Origin of the sequence: uncultured Acidaminococcus sp. (genome assembly GCA_900538365.1) — a bacterium.
Taxonomy (GTDB): Bacteria; Bacillota; Negativicutes; order Acidaminococcales; family Acidaminococcaceae; genus Acidaminococcus.
Genome location: UPXT01000020.1, coordinates 1 through 14530, shown reverse-complemented (window position 1 = coordinate 14530; position 14530 = coordinate 1). Strand labels below are relative to the sequence as shown.

Annotated in this window: 13 protein-coding genes and 1 other annotated feature; of the genes, 2 read left to right on the top strand and 11 right to left on the bottom strand. The window is 51.9% G+C overall.

The window, feature by feature from the left end; genetic code table 11:
• Nucleotide 1 precedes the first annotated feature (1 nt).
• Nucleotides 2-1567, top strand: coding sequence for a citrate lyase subunit alpha (gene citF, locus QZQ08_RS05520; RefSeq protein WP_296329106.1), 1566 nt, complete (start codon nt 2-4; stop codon nt 1565-1567).
• Between the two features lie 237 nt (nt 1568-1804).
• On the opposite strand, the gene QZQ08_RS05515 is transcribed toward citF, so the two are convergent.
• The 7 genes from QZQ08_RS05515 to QZQ08_RS05485 form a co-directional block, all read right to left on the bottom strand.
• Nucleotides 1805-3055, bottom strand: coding sequence for an O-antigen ligase (locus tag QZQ08_RS05515; RefSeq protein ID WP_296329103.1), 1251 nt, complete (start codon nt 3053-3055; stop codon nt 1805-1807).
• Nucleotides 3052-4341 carry a folylpolyglutamate synthase/dihydrofolate synthase family protein gene (locus tag QZQ08_RS05510; protein ID WP_296329101.1) on the bottom strand — a complete coding sequence of 430 codons (1290 nt, stop codon included), beginning with the start codon at nt 4339-4341 and terminating at the stop codon, nt 3052-3054. Before QZQ08_RS05510 ends, QZQ08_RS05515 begins: the two co-directional genes overlap by 4 nt.
• An 83-nt stretch (nt 4342-4424) precedes the next feature.
• The gene (locus QZQ08_RS05505; protein WP_296329099.1) at nt 4425-7082 is read right to left on the bottom strand and encodes a valine--tRNA ligase; all 2658 of its coding nucleotides are present in this window, start codon (nt 7080-7082) and stop codon (nt 4425-4427) included.
• Nucleotides 7083-7131: 49 nt separating this feature from the next.
• Nucleotides 7132-7336: a binding site (T-box leader), on the bottom strand.
• A 99-nt stretch (nt 7337-7435) separates the two neighbouring features.
• Nucleotides 7436-7867, bottom strand: a complete 432-nt coding sequence (locus QZQ08_RS05500) for a universal stress protein (RefSeq protein ID WP_296329098.1) — start codon at nt 7865-7867, stop codon at nt 7436-7438.
• Nucleotides 7868-7906: 39 nt separating this feature from the next.
• Nucleotides 7907-8344 carry a universal stress protein gene (locus QZQ08_RS05495; protein WP_296329095.1) on the bottom strand — a complete coding sequence of 146 codons (438 nt, stop codon included), beginning with the start codon at nt 8342-8344 and terminating at the stop codon, nt 7907-7909.
• A gap of 61 nt (nt 8345-8405) precedes the next feature.
• A complete protein-coding gene (locus QZQ08_RS05490; protein WP_296329093.1) occupies nt 8406-8834 on the bottom strand; it encodes a universal stress protein in 429 nt (142 codons plus the stop codon).
• A 37-nt stretch (nt 8835-8871) separates the two neighbouring features.
• Nucleotides 8872-9309: a universal stress protein gene (locus QZQ08_RS05485; RefSeq protein WP_296329090.1), complete on the bottom strand. Its 438-nt coding sequence runs from the start codon at nt 9307-9309 to the stop codon at nt 8872-8874.
• A 330-nt stretch (nt 9310-9639) separates the two neighbouring features.
• Between QZQ08_RS05485 and QZQ08_RS05480 the strand changes: the two genes are divergently transcribed.
• The gene (locus QZQ08_RS05480) at nt 9640-10023 is read left to right on the top strand and encodes a hypothetical protein (protein ID WP_296329088.1); all 384 of its coding nucleotides are present in this window, start codon (nt 9640-9642) and stop codon (nt 10021-10023) included.
• A 63-nt stretch (nt 10024-10086) separates the two neighbouring features.
• On the opposite strand, the gene QZQ08_RS05475 is transcribed toward QZQ08_RS05480, so the two are convergent.
• The 4 genes from QZQ08_RS05475 to QZQ08_RS05460 all read right to left on the bottom strand — a co-directional run bounded on the left by QZQ08_RS05475 (nt 10087) and on the right by QZQ08_RS05460 (nt 14307).
• Entirely contained in the window at nt 10087-11544 is a 1458-nt protein-coding gene (locus tag QZQ08_RS05475) for a sodium:sulfate symporter (protein ID WP_296329085.1), read from the bottom strand.
• The gene (locus QZQ08_RS05470; protein ID WP_296329082.1) at nt 11541-12128 is read right to left on the bottom strand and encodes a chorismate mutase; all 588 of its coding nucleotides are present in this window, start codon (nt 12126-12128) and stop codon (nt 11541-11543) included. Before QZQ08_RS05470 ends, QZQ08_RS05475 begins: the two co-directional genes overlap by 4 nt.
• A gap of 95 nt (nt 12129-12223) precedes the next feature.
• On the bottom strand, nt 12224-13300 hold the full coding sequence (locus QZQ08_RS05465; protein ID WP_302889737.1) for a tartrate dehydrogenase: 1077 nt from the start codon (nt 13298-13300) through the stop codon (nt 12224-12226).
• A 20-nt stretch (nt 13301-13320) separates the two neighbouring features.
• Nucleotides 13321-14307, bottom strand: a complete 987-nt coding sequence (locus tag QZQ08_RS05460) for a 4Fe-4S cluster-binding domain-containing protein (RefSeq protein WP_296329076.1) — start codon at nt 14305-14307, stop codon at nt 13321-13323.
• Between the last annotated feature and the right edge of the window lie 223 nt (nt 14308-14530).

Here is a 14530-nt window from a genome sequence, read left to right as displayed (position 1 = left end):
TATGAAGAATGCAGTAGGTAGAGAAATTCCGGAGGAAATCCTGAAAGCAACCGGTAAGGAACCGTTCCAGGGAAGCTTCTCCAAACACCTCGTTGCTTATCAGGCTGCTACCCATACGGTGGCACCTGTCATCGACCCGAGTTACAGCAAGGTTGTAGATTCCATCGAAGATGTCCTTAAAAAATGCGGCATCAAAGATGGGATGACCCTCTCCTTCCATCATCATTTCCGTGAAGGGGACTATGTTGTCAACATGGTCATGGAAGCTGTCCACAAGATGGGCATCAAAAACCTGACCATTTGCGCAACTTCCCTGGGTAAAGCCCAGACCCCGATTGTCCCGATGATCGAAGATGGCACCATCACGAACATCCAGGCTTCCGGTGTGCGCGGCAAAATTGGGGAAGCCATTTCCAACGGCAAACTGAAAGGCCTTGCCATCATGCGCGGTCACGGCGGCCGTGTCCGTGCCATCGAATCCGGCGAAGTCCATGTTGACATTGCCTTCATTGGTGCTCCCTGCGCCGATGATATGGGCAACTGCCGGGCTGTCGGCAGTGCCAGCGGAAGTGACTGCGGTGTTCTCGGCTATGCTGCCGTAGATGCCCAGTATGCAGACAAAGTTGTCGTTGTCACCGATACGCTTGTTCCCTTCCCCAACGTTCCTGCTTCCATTGACATGACGAACGTTGACTACGTTGTCAAAGTTGACGCCATTGGCGATCCAAACAAGATTGCTACGGGTGCTGCCAAACCGACGACGGACCAAAGAAAGCTCCTCATGGCTAAATATGCGGCTGATTTCATGACCTATATGCCTTGGTACAAAGATGGCTTTATCTATCAGACCGGTGTTGGCGGGGCTTCCATTGCTTCCACCAAATACCTGGCTGAACATCTGAGAAGAGATGGTATCAAGATTGGCGTAGCCATGGGCGGTATCGCTCAGCCGATCTGCGAACTCCAGCATGAAGGCCTCATCGGCAAGATTGCTGATACGCAGGACTTTGATACGGCTGCCATCGAAGACATCAAGACCAACCCGGACCATTACGAAATCACGACGAGTCAGTATGCTGACCCCTTCAACAAAGGTGCTTACGTCAATAAACTGGACTTTGTCATCCTCGGTGCTCTCGAAGTTGATACGAAATTCAACGTCAACGTCGTTGTCGGTTCCGACGGTGTCATCACCGGGGCACAGGGCGGCCATCCGGATACGGCTGCCGGTGCTAAATGCACCATCGTCATCGCACCTCTGCTTCAAGGCCGCAGCCCTGCAATCTGCACGGAATGCACGACCATCACGACGCCGGGTGAAACCGTTGACGTTGTCGTCACCGATTATGGCATTGCCATCAACCCGAAACGTACGGATATCATTGAAGCTGCCAAAGACTGCGATCTGCCGATCTGCACCATTGAAGAGCTTCGCGACAAAGCTTACGCCATGGTTGGCGAACCTGATCCCGTCCAGTTCGATGACCGCGTTGTCGGTATCATCGAAGCCCGTGATGGCTCCATCATGGACGTTGTCCGCAAAGTAAAACCCTACGAATTTAAATAATCTACATGCAAAAAAGCCGCTCCCTTAGGGGGCGGCTTTTTTGCGGCTGCAGCTTTGAGGAAAAATGATTTCGTGCCCTGGGGGCATCCGCTTATCATCTCCCTAGCGCAGGCCTTCTGGTCATTTCTTACGCAAATGATCTGTGGCAGAATGGGATATGGGCATGATGGGTATGGCTTCAAAAAAAACCTGTAAAAACGAAAGCTCATCGTTCTTACAGGTTCTTCTTTTTATTGGTTACCCTTGAGCCTCGTCCTTGGTCAAAAACCCGAGGGCAATGATCATGGCATTGAAGATCCAAAAATAAATGCCCAGCTGCAGGTTGAATAGGGTATAATCCGTCATTCCTGCGACAAAGATACCTACAAGGGAAGCAATATAACCGCAGGCAAGGCCGCGGATCCAGGGCTCTGCCTTACGATGCCGGATGCTGCGGGCAAGGATCACCAATTGATACATGATGTACAGGAAGAGGCCAAGGCCCAAAAGGCCCAGTTCGGCCGCAATGTTGGTCAGGAGATTGTGGCTGTGGTACATGATGACGCCGGGATCCACATAGCCAAAATTGTAGTCAGGGAAGGCAAATTGATAGCCATACCAACCCACACCAAAAGGATGCTCCTCAATCATGGCGGTTGCACTGTCCATATACATCAGGCGCAGCTCTGCCGATGTATCCTGGATGGAAAAGATGGACATGATGCGGGCCGACAGACGGTCCCAGCCAATCCACAGGACCCCCAGTCCCCCACCGATGAAAGGCAGGAACGCTTTGTGGTAAAAAGCACCGGCAAAGACAAAAAGGACAAAGAAGAGGGCAATCCAATTGCCGCGGGAAAAAGTAAGGATCAGGCAGGCGATGGCAAGAAGAAAGATCACCGCAAGGGAGGCCCTTCTCTTGCCGCCTTTCAAAGGAGCAAAGAGGCCTTCACTGTAGGCCGCGGTCATGACAAGGAAACTGGCAAGGATATTGGGGTTTTCCAACGTCGAAACAGCCCGTTTGGTCATGAGCGGGAAAGCGGCGTGATCGATCCATTCCGCATCCTGGACGGCAAGAACATCAAAGAAGTACTGGTAGATGCCGTAAAGCGCCACCAGACCGGCCGAGACCATAAAGACCTTGACAAGAAGCAGGGACCGCCGGCCCGTACTGCCGTATCGCAGGACAAAATAGAAGGAACCGGCTTTGAGCCCCACCACGACGATCCAGTTATAGGCACTTAGAAAAGGCTCCATGGACCAAAAAATGCTTGCGGCGGATAGGAGAAAGAGCGCCCATAAGGGGCGGCTGATCTTTTTGGGAACCGCTGCCTTGGGCCAAAACTGTCCCGTCTTCAAGATGTTCGCAAAATTCAGCACCACCATGACAAGGAAGAGGCCGATTGCAAAATTCAGATGGATCGGCAAAAGGAAGATATACGCCACAAGGAGTCCGTAAAGGATTTGGTTCAGGTTCCAAGATTGAGGAAAGATTTGTTTATGTGTCATAAGAAATCCTCTGAGAGGCCCTTTTCCTTAAAGGTGCCCACAAGATAGAGGGAGCCGCAGACAAGGACCACATCATCCGGCCCAGCCTCATGGACCGCCTTTTCGAAAGCCGTCTTGAGATCATCCATGGGAATGGCCTTTTTGTGAAGGCGGCGGGCGAGGACATCGGGCTTTTCGGCCCGCGTGCCGTTATCGGCAAGGACGGTATAGATTGTATCCGTATCGCGGAAAAGGATCTGGGCCACTTTGCTTACATCCTTATCCCCCATCATGCCAAAGATGAAATAGCGATGACCATGGGGATAATATGTATCAAGGGCCTGCCGCAGGACCGTTACACCTGACGGGTTATGGGCTCCGTCCAGGATCACGTCAGGCCGTTCATGGATGAGTTCCATGCGGCCTGGCCAGGTCGTGAGGGCCATACCCTTGAGAATCTTCTCCTCGGTTATGGCAGGATCCTTCTTTGCCAGCACTTCCGCCGCTTTAAGGGCCACGGCAGCATTCACGATCTGATGGGCACCCGCAAGATGGATGGTGACTTCCCGTTCACCGGAATGAAACGGATAGAGGAAAAGCTGTTCCTGCATGGATCCAGCAAGAAGGGCTGCGGAAAAATCCTCGCCATAGACATAAAGGGGGGCCGATTTTTCTTCACTTGTGACCCGAATGACTTCAAGGGCACTGCCGTCAGCGGCGGTCACGACAGGAACGTGGTTTTTGATGATGCCGGCCTTTTGTTCCGCAATGGCTTCAATGGAATTTCCCAGCCGGTCCGTGTGTTCCAAGGTGACGTTCGTAATGACGGAAAGCTCAGGCACAATGACGTTCGTTGAATCCCAAAGGCCGCCCATGCCGACTTCGATGACGGCATAATCCACCTTTTCCTTGGCAAAATAAAGGAAGGCCATGGCCGTAATGACTTCAAATTGGGTCGGCTGTTCGCCGCCATTTTTGAGGAACGTATCGACAGCCGCCTTGGTTTCTTCCGTCACGGCCGCAAAATCCTCGTTGGAAATATCGACGCCGTTGATGGACATGCGCTCATTGTATTTAACAAAGTGGGGCGACGTATAGCACGCCGTCTTTTTCCCGGAAGCCGTGAGGATATGGGACAGGTAGGAAGCGACGCTCCCCTTCCCGTTGGTTCCCGTTATATGGATGGTCCGGATCTTGCGTTCCGGATGCCCCAAAAGTTCCACAAGGCCCGTGATGCGTTCCATACCGAGATGGATGCCAAATTTGCCAAGACTTTCGATATACTGCATCGCTTCGTTGTAGTTCATGATTCTCCTCCGGTCCCATTAAGGCAAGGACCGCGCCAGAAGGCCAGGGCGGGGGCTTTCCCCTGCCCGGACCCAGATTGGGGTTATTGGAGTTTTTGAAGTTCCTTCAGTTGGTCTTCAAGGGCCGTGAGACGCGCCTTGACGTCTTCTTTTTTTGCCTTTTCCTTTTCTACGACCGCTTCCGGGGCTTTGGCGAGGAACCCTTCATTGGAGAGCTTGCCCTCAATACGGGACAGTTCCTTTTTGGCCCCGTCAAGTTCCTTCGTCAGCCGCTTCATTTCCTTTTCCACGTCGATGAGCCCTTTAAGAGGCAGATAGACCTTGGCGCCCGTCACAACGGCGGTCATGGCATTTTCCGGTGCTTCGTCATTGATATCGCCCAACGTCAGCGTGTCCACTGTACCCAAGCGTTCGACGTATTCCGGATGGTCTTCAAAGACGCTGCGGAAAGCAGGTTCCACAAGGATTGTGGCCGGAGCTTTCTTCCCAGGGGCAGCGTTGACTTCGGCCCGCATGTTGCGGATGGCTTTGATGGCATCCATCATAACCGTCATGCCGCTTTCCACGGTTTCATCCATGAAGGATTCATCCACCGCAGGCCACGGTGCGATCATGATGCTCTCCCCTTCATGGGGCAGATGCTGCCAGATTTCTTCTGTAATGAACGGCATATAAGGATGAAGCAGCTTCATAGCATCGCCAAGGACGCGGCAGAGGACGAACTGGGCCGTGGCCCGTTCTTCCGGATGCTCCTTGTCATAAAGGCGGGGTTTGATGAGTTCGATGTACCAGTCACAGACTTCGCCCCAAATGAAATCGTAGATGAGACGGCCAGCTTCACCGAGTTCAAATTTTTCAAGGAAGCTTGTAACGTCCTTGATGGTGTGCTGCAGGCGGGAGAGGATCCAGCGGTCAGCAAGGGTCAGAGGCGCCCGATTAGACGAGGCATCATACCCATCAAGGTTCATGAGGGCAAAGCGGGACGCGTTCCAGATCTTATTGGCAAAGTTTCGCGTCGCTTCGATACGGTTCCAATAAAAACGCATATCGTTGCCCGGCGTGTTGCCCGTAATGAGCATGAAGCGCAGCGTATCGGCACCATATTTGTCAACAACTTCCAAGGGGTCAATGCCATTACCCAAGGATTTACTCATCTTACGTCCCTGTTCATCACGGACAAGGCCGTGGATGAAGACATGCTTGAAAGGAATCTCCTTCATGAATTCCATGCCCATGGTGATCATGCGGGCAACCCAGAAGAAAATAATGTCATAACCTGTCACCAAGACGCTGGTCGGATAAAACTGCTGCAGTTCATTTGTCTTGTCCGGCCAGCCAAAGGTGGAAAAAGGCCATAGGCCGGAGCTGAACCAGGTATCAAGGGCATCTTCATCCTGATGGATATTGTGGCTGTGGCAGTGCGGGCATTCCGTCAAATCCGTCCGGGACGCCATCTGCTTTCCGCAGTCGTCACAGTACCACACAGGGATGCGGTGGCCCCACCAGATCTGGCGGGAAATGCACCAGTCATGGATGTTGTCCATCCAGTTCGTATAGGTCTTCGTGAAACGGTTCGGCACAAACTGGACGCGCCCATCTTCGACGCACTCCACAGCGGCCTTCACGAGGGGTTTCATCTTGACAAACCACTGCGTGGAAATGAGCGGTTCCACGACGTGGTGGCAGCGCTGGCAGTGACCGACGGCATGAGGCGCATCTTCAATCTTGACGAGGAGCCCCAGGTCCTTTAGATCCTGGACGATATGCTTGCGGCATTCGTAGCGGTCTTCTCCTTCGTATTTGCCGGCGTCTGCTGTCATCTTGCCATCAAGGCCGATGACCGTCAGGCTGGGCAGCTTCTGACGCTGACCCACTTCATAGTCGTTGGGGTCATGGGCCGGCGTGATTTTTACGGCACCCGTACCAAATTCAAGGTCAACGTATTCGTCGGCTACAATCGGGATGAGGCGGTCCATGATGGGAAGGCGAACCTGTTTTCCAACAAGGTCCTTATAGCGGTCATCCTTGGGGTTTACAGCAACGGCCGTATCGCCGGGGATGGTTTCCGGACGACTCGTGGCAATCTGGAGATAGCGCCCTTCTTCCCCTTCGATGGGGTAATTCACATACCACAGATGGCCTTCGTCATCCTGGTGTTCCACTTCAACGTCGGACAGGGCCGTACGGCAGTTGACGCACCAGTTGATGATGCGCGTGCCCTTATAAATAAGGCCCTTTTCATAAAGGCTGACAAAGGCCTCGCGGACGGCACGGGACAGTCCCTCATCCATGGTAAAGCGCTGGCGGTCCCAGTCGCAGGAAATGCCTAGGCTCTTGAGCTGGGTCACGATGCGGTCGCCATATTCCTCCTTCCACTGCCAGACCCGTTCCAGAAATTTTTCACGGCCCAGGTCATAGCGTGTGAGGTTTTCCTTCTTCTTCAGCTCTTCTTCCACTTTAATCTGCGTGGCAAGACCGGCGTGGTCATAACCGGGAAGCCAGCAGGTATTGTCCCCCATCATGCGATGCCAGCGCACGAGAATGTCCTGCAGGGTATTATCAAGGGCATGGCCCATGTGGAGCTTACCGGTGATGTTGGGCGGCGGAATGACCACACTGAAGGGTTTCCGGCTCCTATCGACGGGTTGGTGGAAAAAACCATGTTCCACCCAATATGCATACCATTTCTTTTCCACTGCCGCCGGGTCATAGACCTTGGGGATGTTGTTTTCTTCTGCCATACTTCCAAAAGCCTCCTTAACCTGTAAAAAAAAATAAACCCGTCCCATCAGATAGGACGAGTTTGGTCGCGGTACCACCTATTTTCCCAATTGCTTGGGCACCTTGAGGACGTAACGAGCCAAACGGGCGGGCTTACTTTGTTTCAGCACGCCAGCTCCCGGGCGACTTCAAGGGATTTTCCTAGATGCTTGCACCATCCGCATCTTCTCTCAAAAGGAAAGGGCCCCCTACTCCTCCCGTTCAACGCTTTTACCATATATGGTTCATTTTACCAAGGAGCGCGGGGAATGTCAATCTTCCTGCCTATTCCAAAGAAAAGGAACCTGCAGCTGCTGCCACAGGTTCCCTTGTGCTATTTAACGATGATCACCGGTACAGGCGACAGCTGAGCGACCTTGCTGCTCACGCTGCCAAGGAGGAATTCCTCCACACCCGACAGGCCGCGTTTACCGATGACAATGGCATCGGCGCCTTTTTCCTTGGCCACGGTGACGGCCATTTCAGCGGCGTCACCAAATTCCATGTCGAACTCAGTCGCGCCGGGAAAATCCTTCAACTTATCCTTTGCCGTATCAAGGACCATCTTACCAATCTGGGTTGGTTTCACGCTCGTATCCTTGACGGGTTTATTGCCAACGACAATGAGCTGGTTGACTTTATTGCTCGGCACCACATGGATGACAATGAGTTCACCGCCCACAGCCTTTGCCATATCCGCCGCCGTTTCAAGGGCACGGAAACTGGTTTTGGAACCATCAATCGGAACGAGGAGTTTCTTGAACATAGGACCACCCCCTATTTACGGCAGCTCTTCCTTCAGCTCCTATTTCACGATGAGGACAGGGACAGCGGCGTACTGCGCCACGCGGGAGCTGACGCTGCCCAAGAAGAATTCAGCGATGCCGGACAGGCCCCGGCTGCCGATGACGATGGCATCCGCACATTTGTCCTTGCTGAGTTCAACAATCCGGTCCGAGGCATGGCCAACATCCATAAGATATTCGACCTTGCCAGTAAAGCCTTCCATCTTGGTTCTTGCCGTGTCAAGGACACTGCTGCCGATACGGGTCAGCTGGTCATTTTCCGCGGCAACGGCCGTCTGATCCAAGCTGTTGATATAAAGATCGGCACTGCTGTAGGTCTGGACGATATGAGCCACGATGAGCTCACCATCATACTTCACTGCCAAATCCTTTGCCGTTTCAAGGGCTCTCCAGCTCGTCGAGGAACCGTCAACAGGAACTAAGATCTTCTTGAACATACACCTCTACCTCCTTACCTTAGGGGAACATACCCGTTCCCAGCGTCAGGAACCCTGCCTGCTATTTGACGATGGTCACCGGACAATGGGCACTTTGTGAAACCTTGGTGCTGACACTGCCCAGGAAGAATCCAGCAAGGACGCCCATCCCGCGGTTGCCCATGACGATGAGGTCCGCATCGATGGTTTCTGCCACTTCGCAGATTTTTTCCGCCGGATCGATATCGACATATTTCTTGAAGGTGATCTTGTCATAGCCTGATTTTCCTGCCTCCCGCTGGGCCAGTTCAAGCGGGGTCAGGCGGGCCGATTCAATTTCGTTGCCGTCCTTATCCTTCAAAGCCGGTTTGATGCGGCTCAGGTCGTAGGGAATATCCACGTTGAGGACGACAATCTCGCTGGCAAAATGTTTTCCCAGTTCAATGGCAAAATTCATGGCACGCAGGGAAATATCAGACCCATCAATGGGAACCAGGATTTTTTTCATCATAGGAAACTCACCTCCATAAACGCGCGGACCGTAATCTTTATTTTACGATGAGGACCGGCACCGCAGCATACTGGGAAACTTTGGAACTGACGCTTCCCAGGAAGAATTCGGCAATGCCGGACAGGCCCCGGCTGCCAATGACGATGGACGTGCAGGCCTTTTCCTTGCTGACAGCAATGATTCTCTCAGACGGATGACCAACTTCGAGAAGGAATTCAGCTTTGCCTTTGAAGTCCTTCATTTTTTCCTTAGCTGTTTCAAGGACGCTGTTGCCAATCTTTGTCAGTTCTTCATTGCCTTGGCTGATGGTAGCCTGATCTAAGGGCACGACCAAGAGTGCAGCATTGTTATAGGGTTGAATGACGTTGACAACAACCATCTCCCCATGGAACGCCTCGGCCAGTTTCTTGGCTTCTTCCATGGCTTTCCAACTCGTTTCAGACCCATCAACAGGGACCAGGATCTTCTCAAACATACAACCACCTCCAAGTGATCTATCTATTCTTATCCTTATTATCTTTATTCGTCCTCGCTTTTGGGAATCCTTTTATTTTTACTGTATTGTGAGAAAAATTTTTCCTACAAGAAAATATATGACAAAAGTTACATAATGCAGATAAACTGTCTCTATTAACCTTCTATTATGCACAATTTGTTTCTCATTGGTCCCTTCTTTCCCGTCCCCTGACCATTGCATTTCGTTTTCATCAAAATTCCAGTCTTTTTTTCTAAAAAAGGAAAAATTTCCTTTTCCCAGATCATCGTGTATAATGATGGCTGAAAACTGTTTGATTGAGGTGTCACTGTGGAACTTTTTATTTTTATCCTTCTCCTTTCCCTTATGTCCTTTTCCGTCGCCTTTTTAGTCTACGGATTCTGTCTCCATTTTTTCGGTGCTTCGGGAACCAAGTCAAAGATTGCCCAATGGACGCTGACGCCCCTTGTGGTCATCTTATGGAACCTTCTGGTCATTACGCGCAATGACATATCCCGTGCCATCTTGGGGGCCCTCCCCATGGTGGCCCTTGCGGCCTTTGTCATCTACTGCAAAGTAAAGCATGGCCATGACGACGCACCGGAACCGCACGAATTCATTGAGAAACGGACCAGTGCCAAGTCCTTGAAGCACAAGGAAAAAATCCGCAAACGGGAAGAAGCAAAGCGGGTGCAGCGGGAAAAGAAAAAGTAAGGACCAGCCCTATCAGAAGAAAAAGCTGTGAAGCAAGAACACTCTTGTTTCACAGCTTTTTTCCTATCCAATGATGAGGGCCCCCAAGGGGTAGCCAATAAAGGCCATCGCCAGAAGGGCCAAGAGGGAAAAGACGCCGCCCCAGATAAACATATCCCGGGCCGTTGTCCAGCCGGAGCTGATGGCCACGGTATTGATGGTCGACTGACCGGCAGGCGTCATATTGCAAATCCCAGCACCAAACCCAATGAGACAGACGACGGCACCAACAGCCACCGTTCCCTGCGGCAGGGCCTGGAGTACCGAAAGGGCTACGGCACTGACCACGGTTGTCGTAACGATGTTCGATGAAAAATTCGTTTCAAGGATGCACCAGGCAAAGAAAAAGAGGATGATGCCTTCTACAGGAAGTGAGGCAGCCACAGGGCCCAGCATGGCGCTCAGCCATTCCTTGATGCCCATTTCCTGGTTGGTCAGGGCCGAGCCCAGCATGGTGGCAGCTCCGGTCATGAGGATGGCTGCCCAAAGGATCCCTTTCGAAACGGCTTCCTGGAAGCTAAGGAGCGGCTCTCCATTTTCCCGGAGGATGAACAGGAGGATGCAGCCCAAAAGGGGCGGCATGGCCGTTGTATAGCGGCTGAGGCTCTTATATAAGGCGGGAGTTACGCCGCGCAGAAGGCTAGGTCCCACCCACAGGATGACCGTCAGCGCCATGACTGCAAGGATCATGACTTCCCGGCGGCTTGTCTTAGGAACGAGGGCCTTCAGTTCCATCGCTTTTTTTAGGTCCATCTGTGCAAGGTCACTGGGGCGATAGACCCAGCGGAAAACGGCAATGAGGGAAAGGACAAGGACCAGCCCTGTCGGGATGCCGACAGCCATGTACTGGAACTGGTTCACATCAACCCCCGTTGCCGCTTTGTAGTAGCCAATGGCAAGGGTGGGCCAGACATGCCCAATGGCGGTCATACCGGACGAAAGGCTGATGCAGAAAGCCGTCCCCAACATGAGCATATTGCCGGTCGGACTCTTTTTCTTTATTTGGAGCACTTCATAGATATCCTCCAAGAAAGGCATAAAGGCTACAAAAAGGACGGATGGACTGATGAAAAGGCCCATGAAAGTCACGGAAAATAAGAGAAAGGAGACAAAGTACCAAGGCCCTTTCCGGGCAAAGCGGTTCGTGACAAAAGCCACGGCGCAGCGCCGAACAAAAAAAGTCTTTGACAGGGGGTAGACGAGGACAAAAGTAAAGAGCAGGAACGCAACCGTCACATTCCCAAAGGCGCCCCGAAAAACAGCCGGAAACCCAAAATGGGGCAAAAGGCCCAAAAGAAACAAGGTAATGAGGCTCGGCCAATCAATGGAAATGGTGATCCACATCATGAGCGACGAGAGAAAGACGCCCAAAACGGCGAGTCCTTCCTGGGTGAGGGGCGGCGTCGGGGTAAGGCGCGAGACCGCAAAGCCAGCCGCCAACGACACGAGCATCCAAACGAGGTCTTTCGTCTGTTTCGTCATTTGGCAGCACCGTCCTTCCGGTCATTCTGGAGAATGACAAAGCCTTCACTTTCCTTGGAAAGCTGGAAGAGAAGCTTCTGCATGGCTGTTTCCGACAAATCTCCCAAGATGGTGAGGTCAAAGGTCACCGAATGGGTCCCTTCATTGAAGGAAATGAGTTCCATGTACTGCATGTTGAAACCATAATCACCCACCATGCTGAGGATGCTGCTCATGGCATTAGGCTCGTCCGGACGGGTCAGACGGACCTTGACGCGCCAGCCGCCGGGAGTCGTGTCAATGCCCGCAGAAAGATTCCTAAAAAGATCCGGATTCCAATCAAAGAGCAGGCCATATTGATACATGCGGCTTGTTTCCATGATTTTTCGCACCACGGCAAGGTATTCCGGCAGACGGTCAGCCGGCACATCCGCACCCAAACGGTCCAAGATGGCCTTTTCCCGGTCCCTCCGATAGATTGTTGTCTCCTTAGCCGCCTGCTTTGCCTTGGCCACTTCCAAAGAGCAATCCATACGCCGCAGGATGAGTGTCTTGATTTGGGGATCAAGGGCATCGATTTCTTTTCTCACATCTTCTAATTTCATATTTTCTACTTCCTTTCTACCGTCCTACTGGATTCCTACAAAAAAGCAAAAGTGCCTGAAAGGGATTTCAGGAACACTTTTGCTGAAGGAGTCAATTACGCTTCTTCGATTCTTCTGACGACCTCGTCACCCACTTCACTTGTCGCAGCCGTACCGCCCATGTCGGGCGTGAGGATCGTTTTTTCTACGAGCATGGTTTCGATGATTGTAAGGAGCCTGCGCCCCCATTCAGGGTGACCGAAGAAGTCAAGCATCTGGCTGGCAGACCAAATGGAAGCCAAGGGATTGGCCTTTCCTGTACCGGCAATATCCGGCGCGCTCCCGTGAATGGGCTCAAACATGGACGGATAGGTCCGTTCTGGATTGAGGTTTGCCCCGGCAGCAAGGCCCATGCCGCCTGAGATGGCAGCACCTAGGTCGGTCAGGATGTCCCCGAACAGATTGGAACAGACCACCACTTGGTACCGTTTGGGATCTTTTACCATGAACATGCTCGCTGCGTCGACCAGGTAGGAATGGGTTTCCACGTCGGGATATTCCTTCCCCATCTCCGCAAAAATCTGGTCCCAGAAGACCATGGAATAATTGAGGGCATTGCCCTTGCTGATGCTGGTGAGGCTGCGGTGTTCCTTTTTGGCCAGTTCATAGGCATAGCGCATGATGCGCTCTGTTCCAAAGCGGGAGAAGACTCCGTTTTGAATAACCGTTTCCCGCGGCGTGCCCGGATAGAGCCAAGCCCCGGAACCAGCGTACTCTCCTTCGCTGTTTTCCCGGATAAAGACCATGTCAATATCTTTTTCCGTAACTCCCACCAAAGGGCAAGGCGCCCCCTTAAGGAGTTTGACAGGGCGCAGGTTGACATACTGATCAAAATCGTGACGGATGCGCAGGAGAAGGTCACGGAGGGAAATATGATCCGGAACACCAGGATAGCCCACCGCACCCAAGTAGATGGCATCAAAATGGCTTAGCATCTCGATGCCATCATCAGGCATCATCTTTCCCGTCTTTAGGTAGTATTCACAGCCCCAGGGAAATTCCGTAAATTCGAAGGAAAAACGGCCGTCTTTTTGAGCCACTGCAGCAAGGGCCTTCTGGCCTTCCCGCAGGACCTCCGGTCCAATCCCATCGCCGCCGATGACAGCCACACGATACACAGTTTTTGTTGACATCATTCCGCCTCCTTTATCCCTTACGAAAGGGAACACGTCACAGGAGAAAAATTAAGAGCCGCAGCCGCCTTGGTTTCTGGTTCAGCGACCTTTTCCAGCCATTTGAGGTCATATGGTTCAACTGTCACATGGCTGTATTTTTCCACATCGAGGACAGTTCCATCCCAGTCTGAATCAATCCGTCCTGTCTGTTTGATGAGGATATCGTACAAAATGGCATAGTCCCGACCATCACTGCCTTTTTCAAAGATTGTACTGTAGGGCAGCGTCTTATGGTAGACAAGTTCCAGGTCCTTGTACGTGAAGTGGAACCCGCAGCGCATGCGGCAGCCGTCAAGGCCGGTATAATGAGCCACTTTTCTAAGATCTTGGAGGATCTTGTCCTCCTGCCTGTCATAGAGGTTTTCCGGCGTTGTTTCTGTATAATCGAAACGGAACTGGATGCTCGGCGCATGGACCTTGCGGAAGCGTTCCATAAAGGGTACGAGCTGCTCCTTTGGATAGTCCTTATAAAGAACGCAGTTGATCCGGAAACGAACAGGCAGCCTTTCCAGTAAGGAATCATTGGATTCCTGGACAAAATGCTGCATATGGCGCGAAATGTTAAGGCAGGTAATCTTCTGCTTGTTCCGTTCCAAAAAAGTCAGGATCTCTTCCTCAGTCTGGGTCTGGGATACAGGCAGGGTCGTATTGATATAGACTTTGTGCGTTGGTGAAACTTTGTCGAGCATCTGCTGCAAGCTTTCAAGATTGGCCAGCGGTTCACCGCCCGTAAAGACAAAATCACAATACGGCGTCAGGCGGTCCATCGTTTCCATGCTTTTTTTGATGGCTTCCAGGGAAAAGCCCGTGCAGTCCGCATATTCTTCCTTATTGACGCAGAACGGGCAGTTGTTCCTGCAGTCATAAGGCACAAAGACCGTAACCGTTGCACCGCCCTCCCTCGTCTTATACGGGAAGGACTTTGCCGCTATGGCCAGTTTGGCATCAAGTGTTCTTATTATCATCAAAATCCCCTCAACCTTTTTTAGCTTCAAGCGCCGCAGGCGCCATGTGGACAAGGGGAAAACACAGAATGGCGCACTTTCCCCCAAAATCTCACTATTGTTTATTTTACCATAAAAAATTGGTAGATTTCAATTTTTTGTTTCTTTCTCTGGCGGCTACGCTCATTTTGGTTGATTGCAATAGCAAATAGGACACTAGACAAAAAGTTTATGAGGACGTTTT

Coding starts and splice junctions, on each gene's coding strand:
- QZQ08_RS05465 (WP_302889737.1), bottom strand. CDS start 13,300: ATGTCAACAAAAACTGTGTATCGTGTGGCTGTCATCGGCGGCGATGGG.
- QZQ08_RS05515 (WP_296329103.1), bottom strand. CDS start 3,055: ATGACACATAAACAAATCTTTCCTCAATCTTGGAACCTGAACCAAATC.
- QZQ08_RS05485 (WP_296329090.1), bottom strand. CDS start 9,309: ATGTTTGAGAAGATCCTGGTCCCTGTTGATGGGTCTGAAACGAGTTGG.
- QZQ08_RS05490 (WP_296329093.1), bottom strand. CDS start 8,834: ATGATGAAAAAAATCCTGGTTCCCATTGATGGGTCTGATATTTCCCTG.
- QZQ08_RS05510 (WP_296329101.1), bottom strand. CDS start 4,341: ATGAACTACAACGAAGCGATGCAGTATATCGAAAGTCTTGGCAAATTT.
- QZQ08_RS05500 (WP_296329098.1), bottom strand. CDS start 7,867: ATGTTCAAGAAACTCCTCGTTCCGATTGATGGTTCCAAAACCAGTTTC.
- QZQ08_RS05475 (WP_296329085.1), bottom strand. CDS start 11,544: ATGACGAAACAGACGAAAGACCTCGTTTGGATGCTCGTGTCGTTGGCG.
- QZQ08_RS05495 (WP_296329095.1), bottom strand. CDS start 8,344: ATGTTCAAGAAGATCTTAGTTCCTGTTGACGGTTCCTCGACGAGCTGG.
- QZQ08_RS05505 (WP_296329099.1), bottom strand. CDS start 7,082: ATGGCAGAAGAAAACAACATCCCCAAGGTCTATGACCCGGCGGCAGTG.
- citF (WP_296329106.1), top strand. CDS start 2: ATGAAGAATGCAGTAGGTAGAGAAATTCCGGAGGAAATCCTGAAAGCA.
- QZQ08_RS05460 (WP_296329076.1), bottom strand. CDS start 14,307: ATGATAATAAGAACACTTGATGCCAAACTGGCCATAGCGGCAAAGTCC.
- QZQ08_RS05470 (WP_296329082.1), bottom strand. CDS start 12,128: ATGAAATTAGAAGATGTGAGAAAAGAAATCGATGCCCTTGATCCCCAA.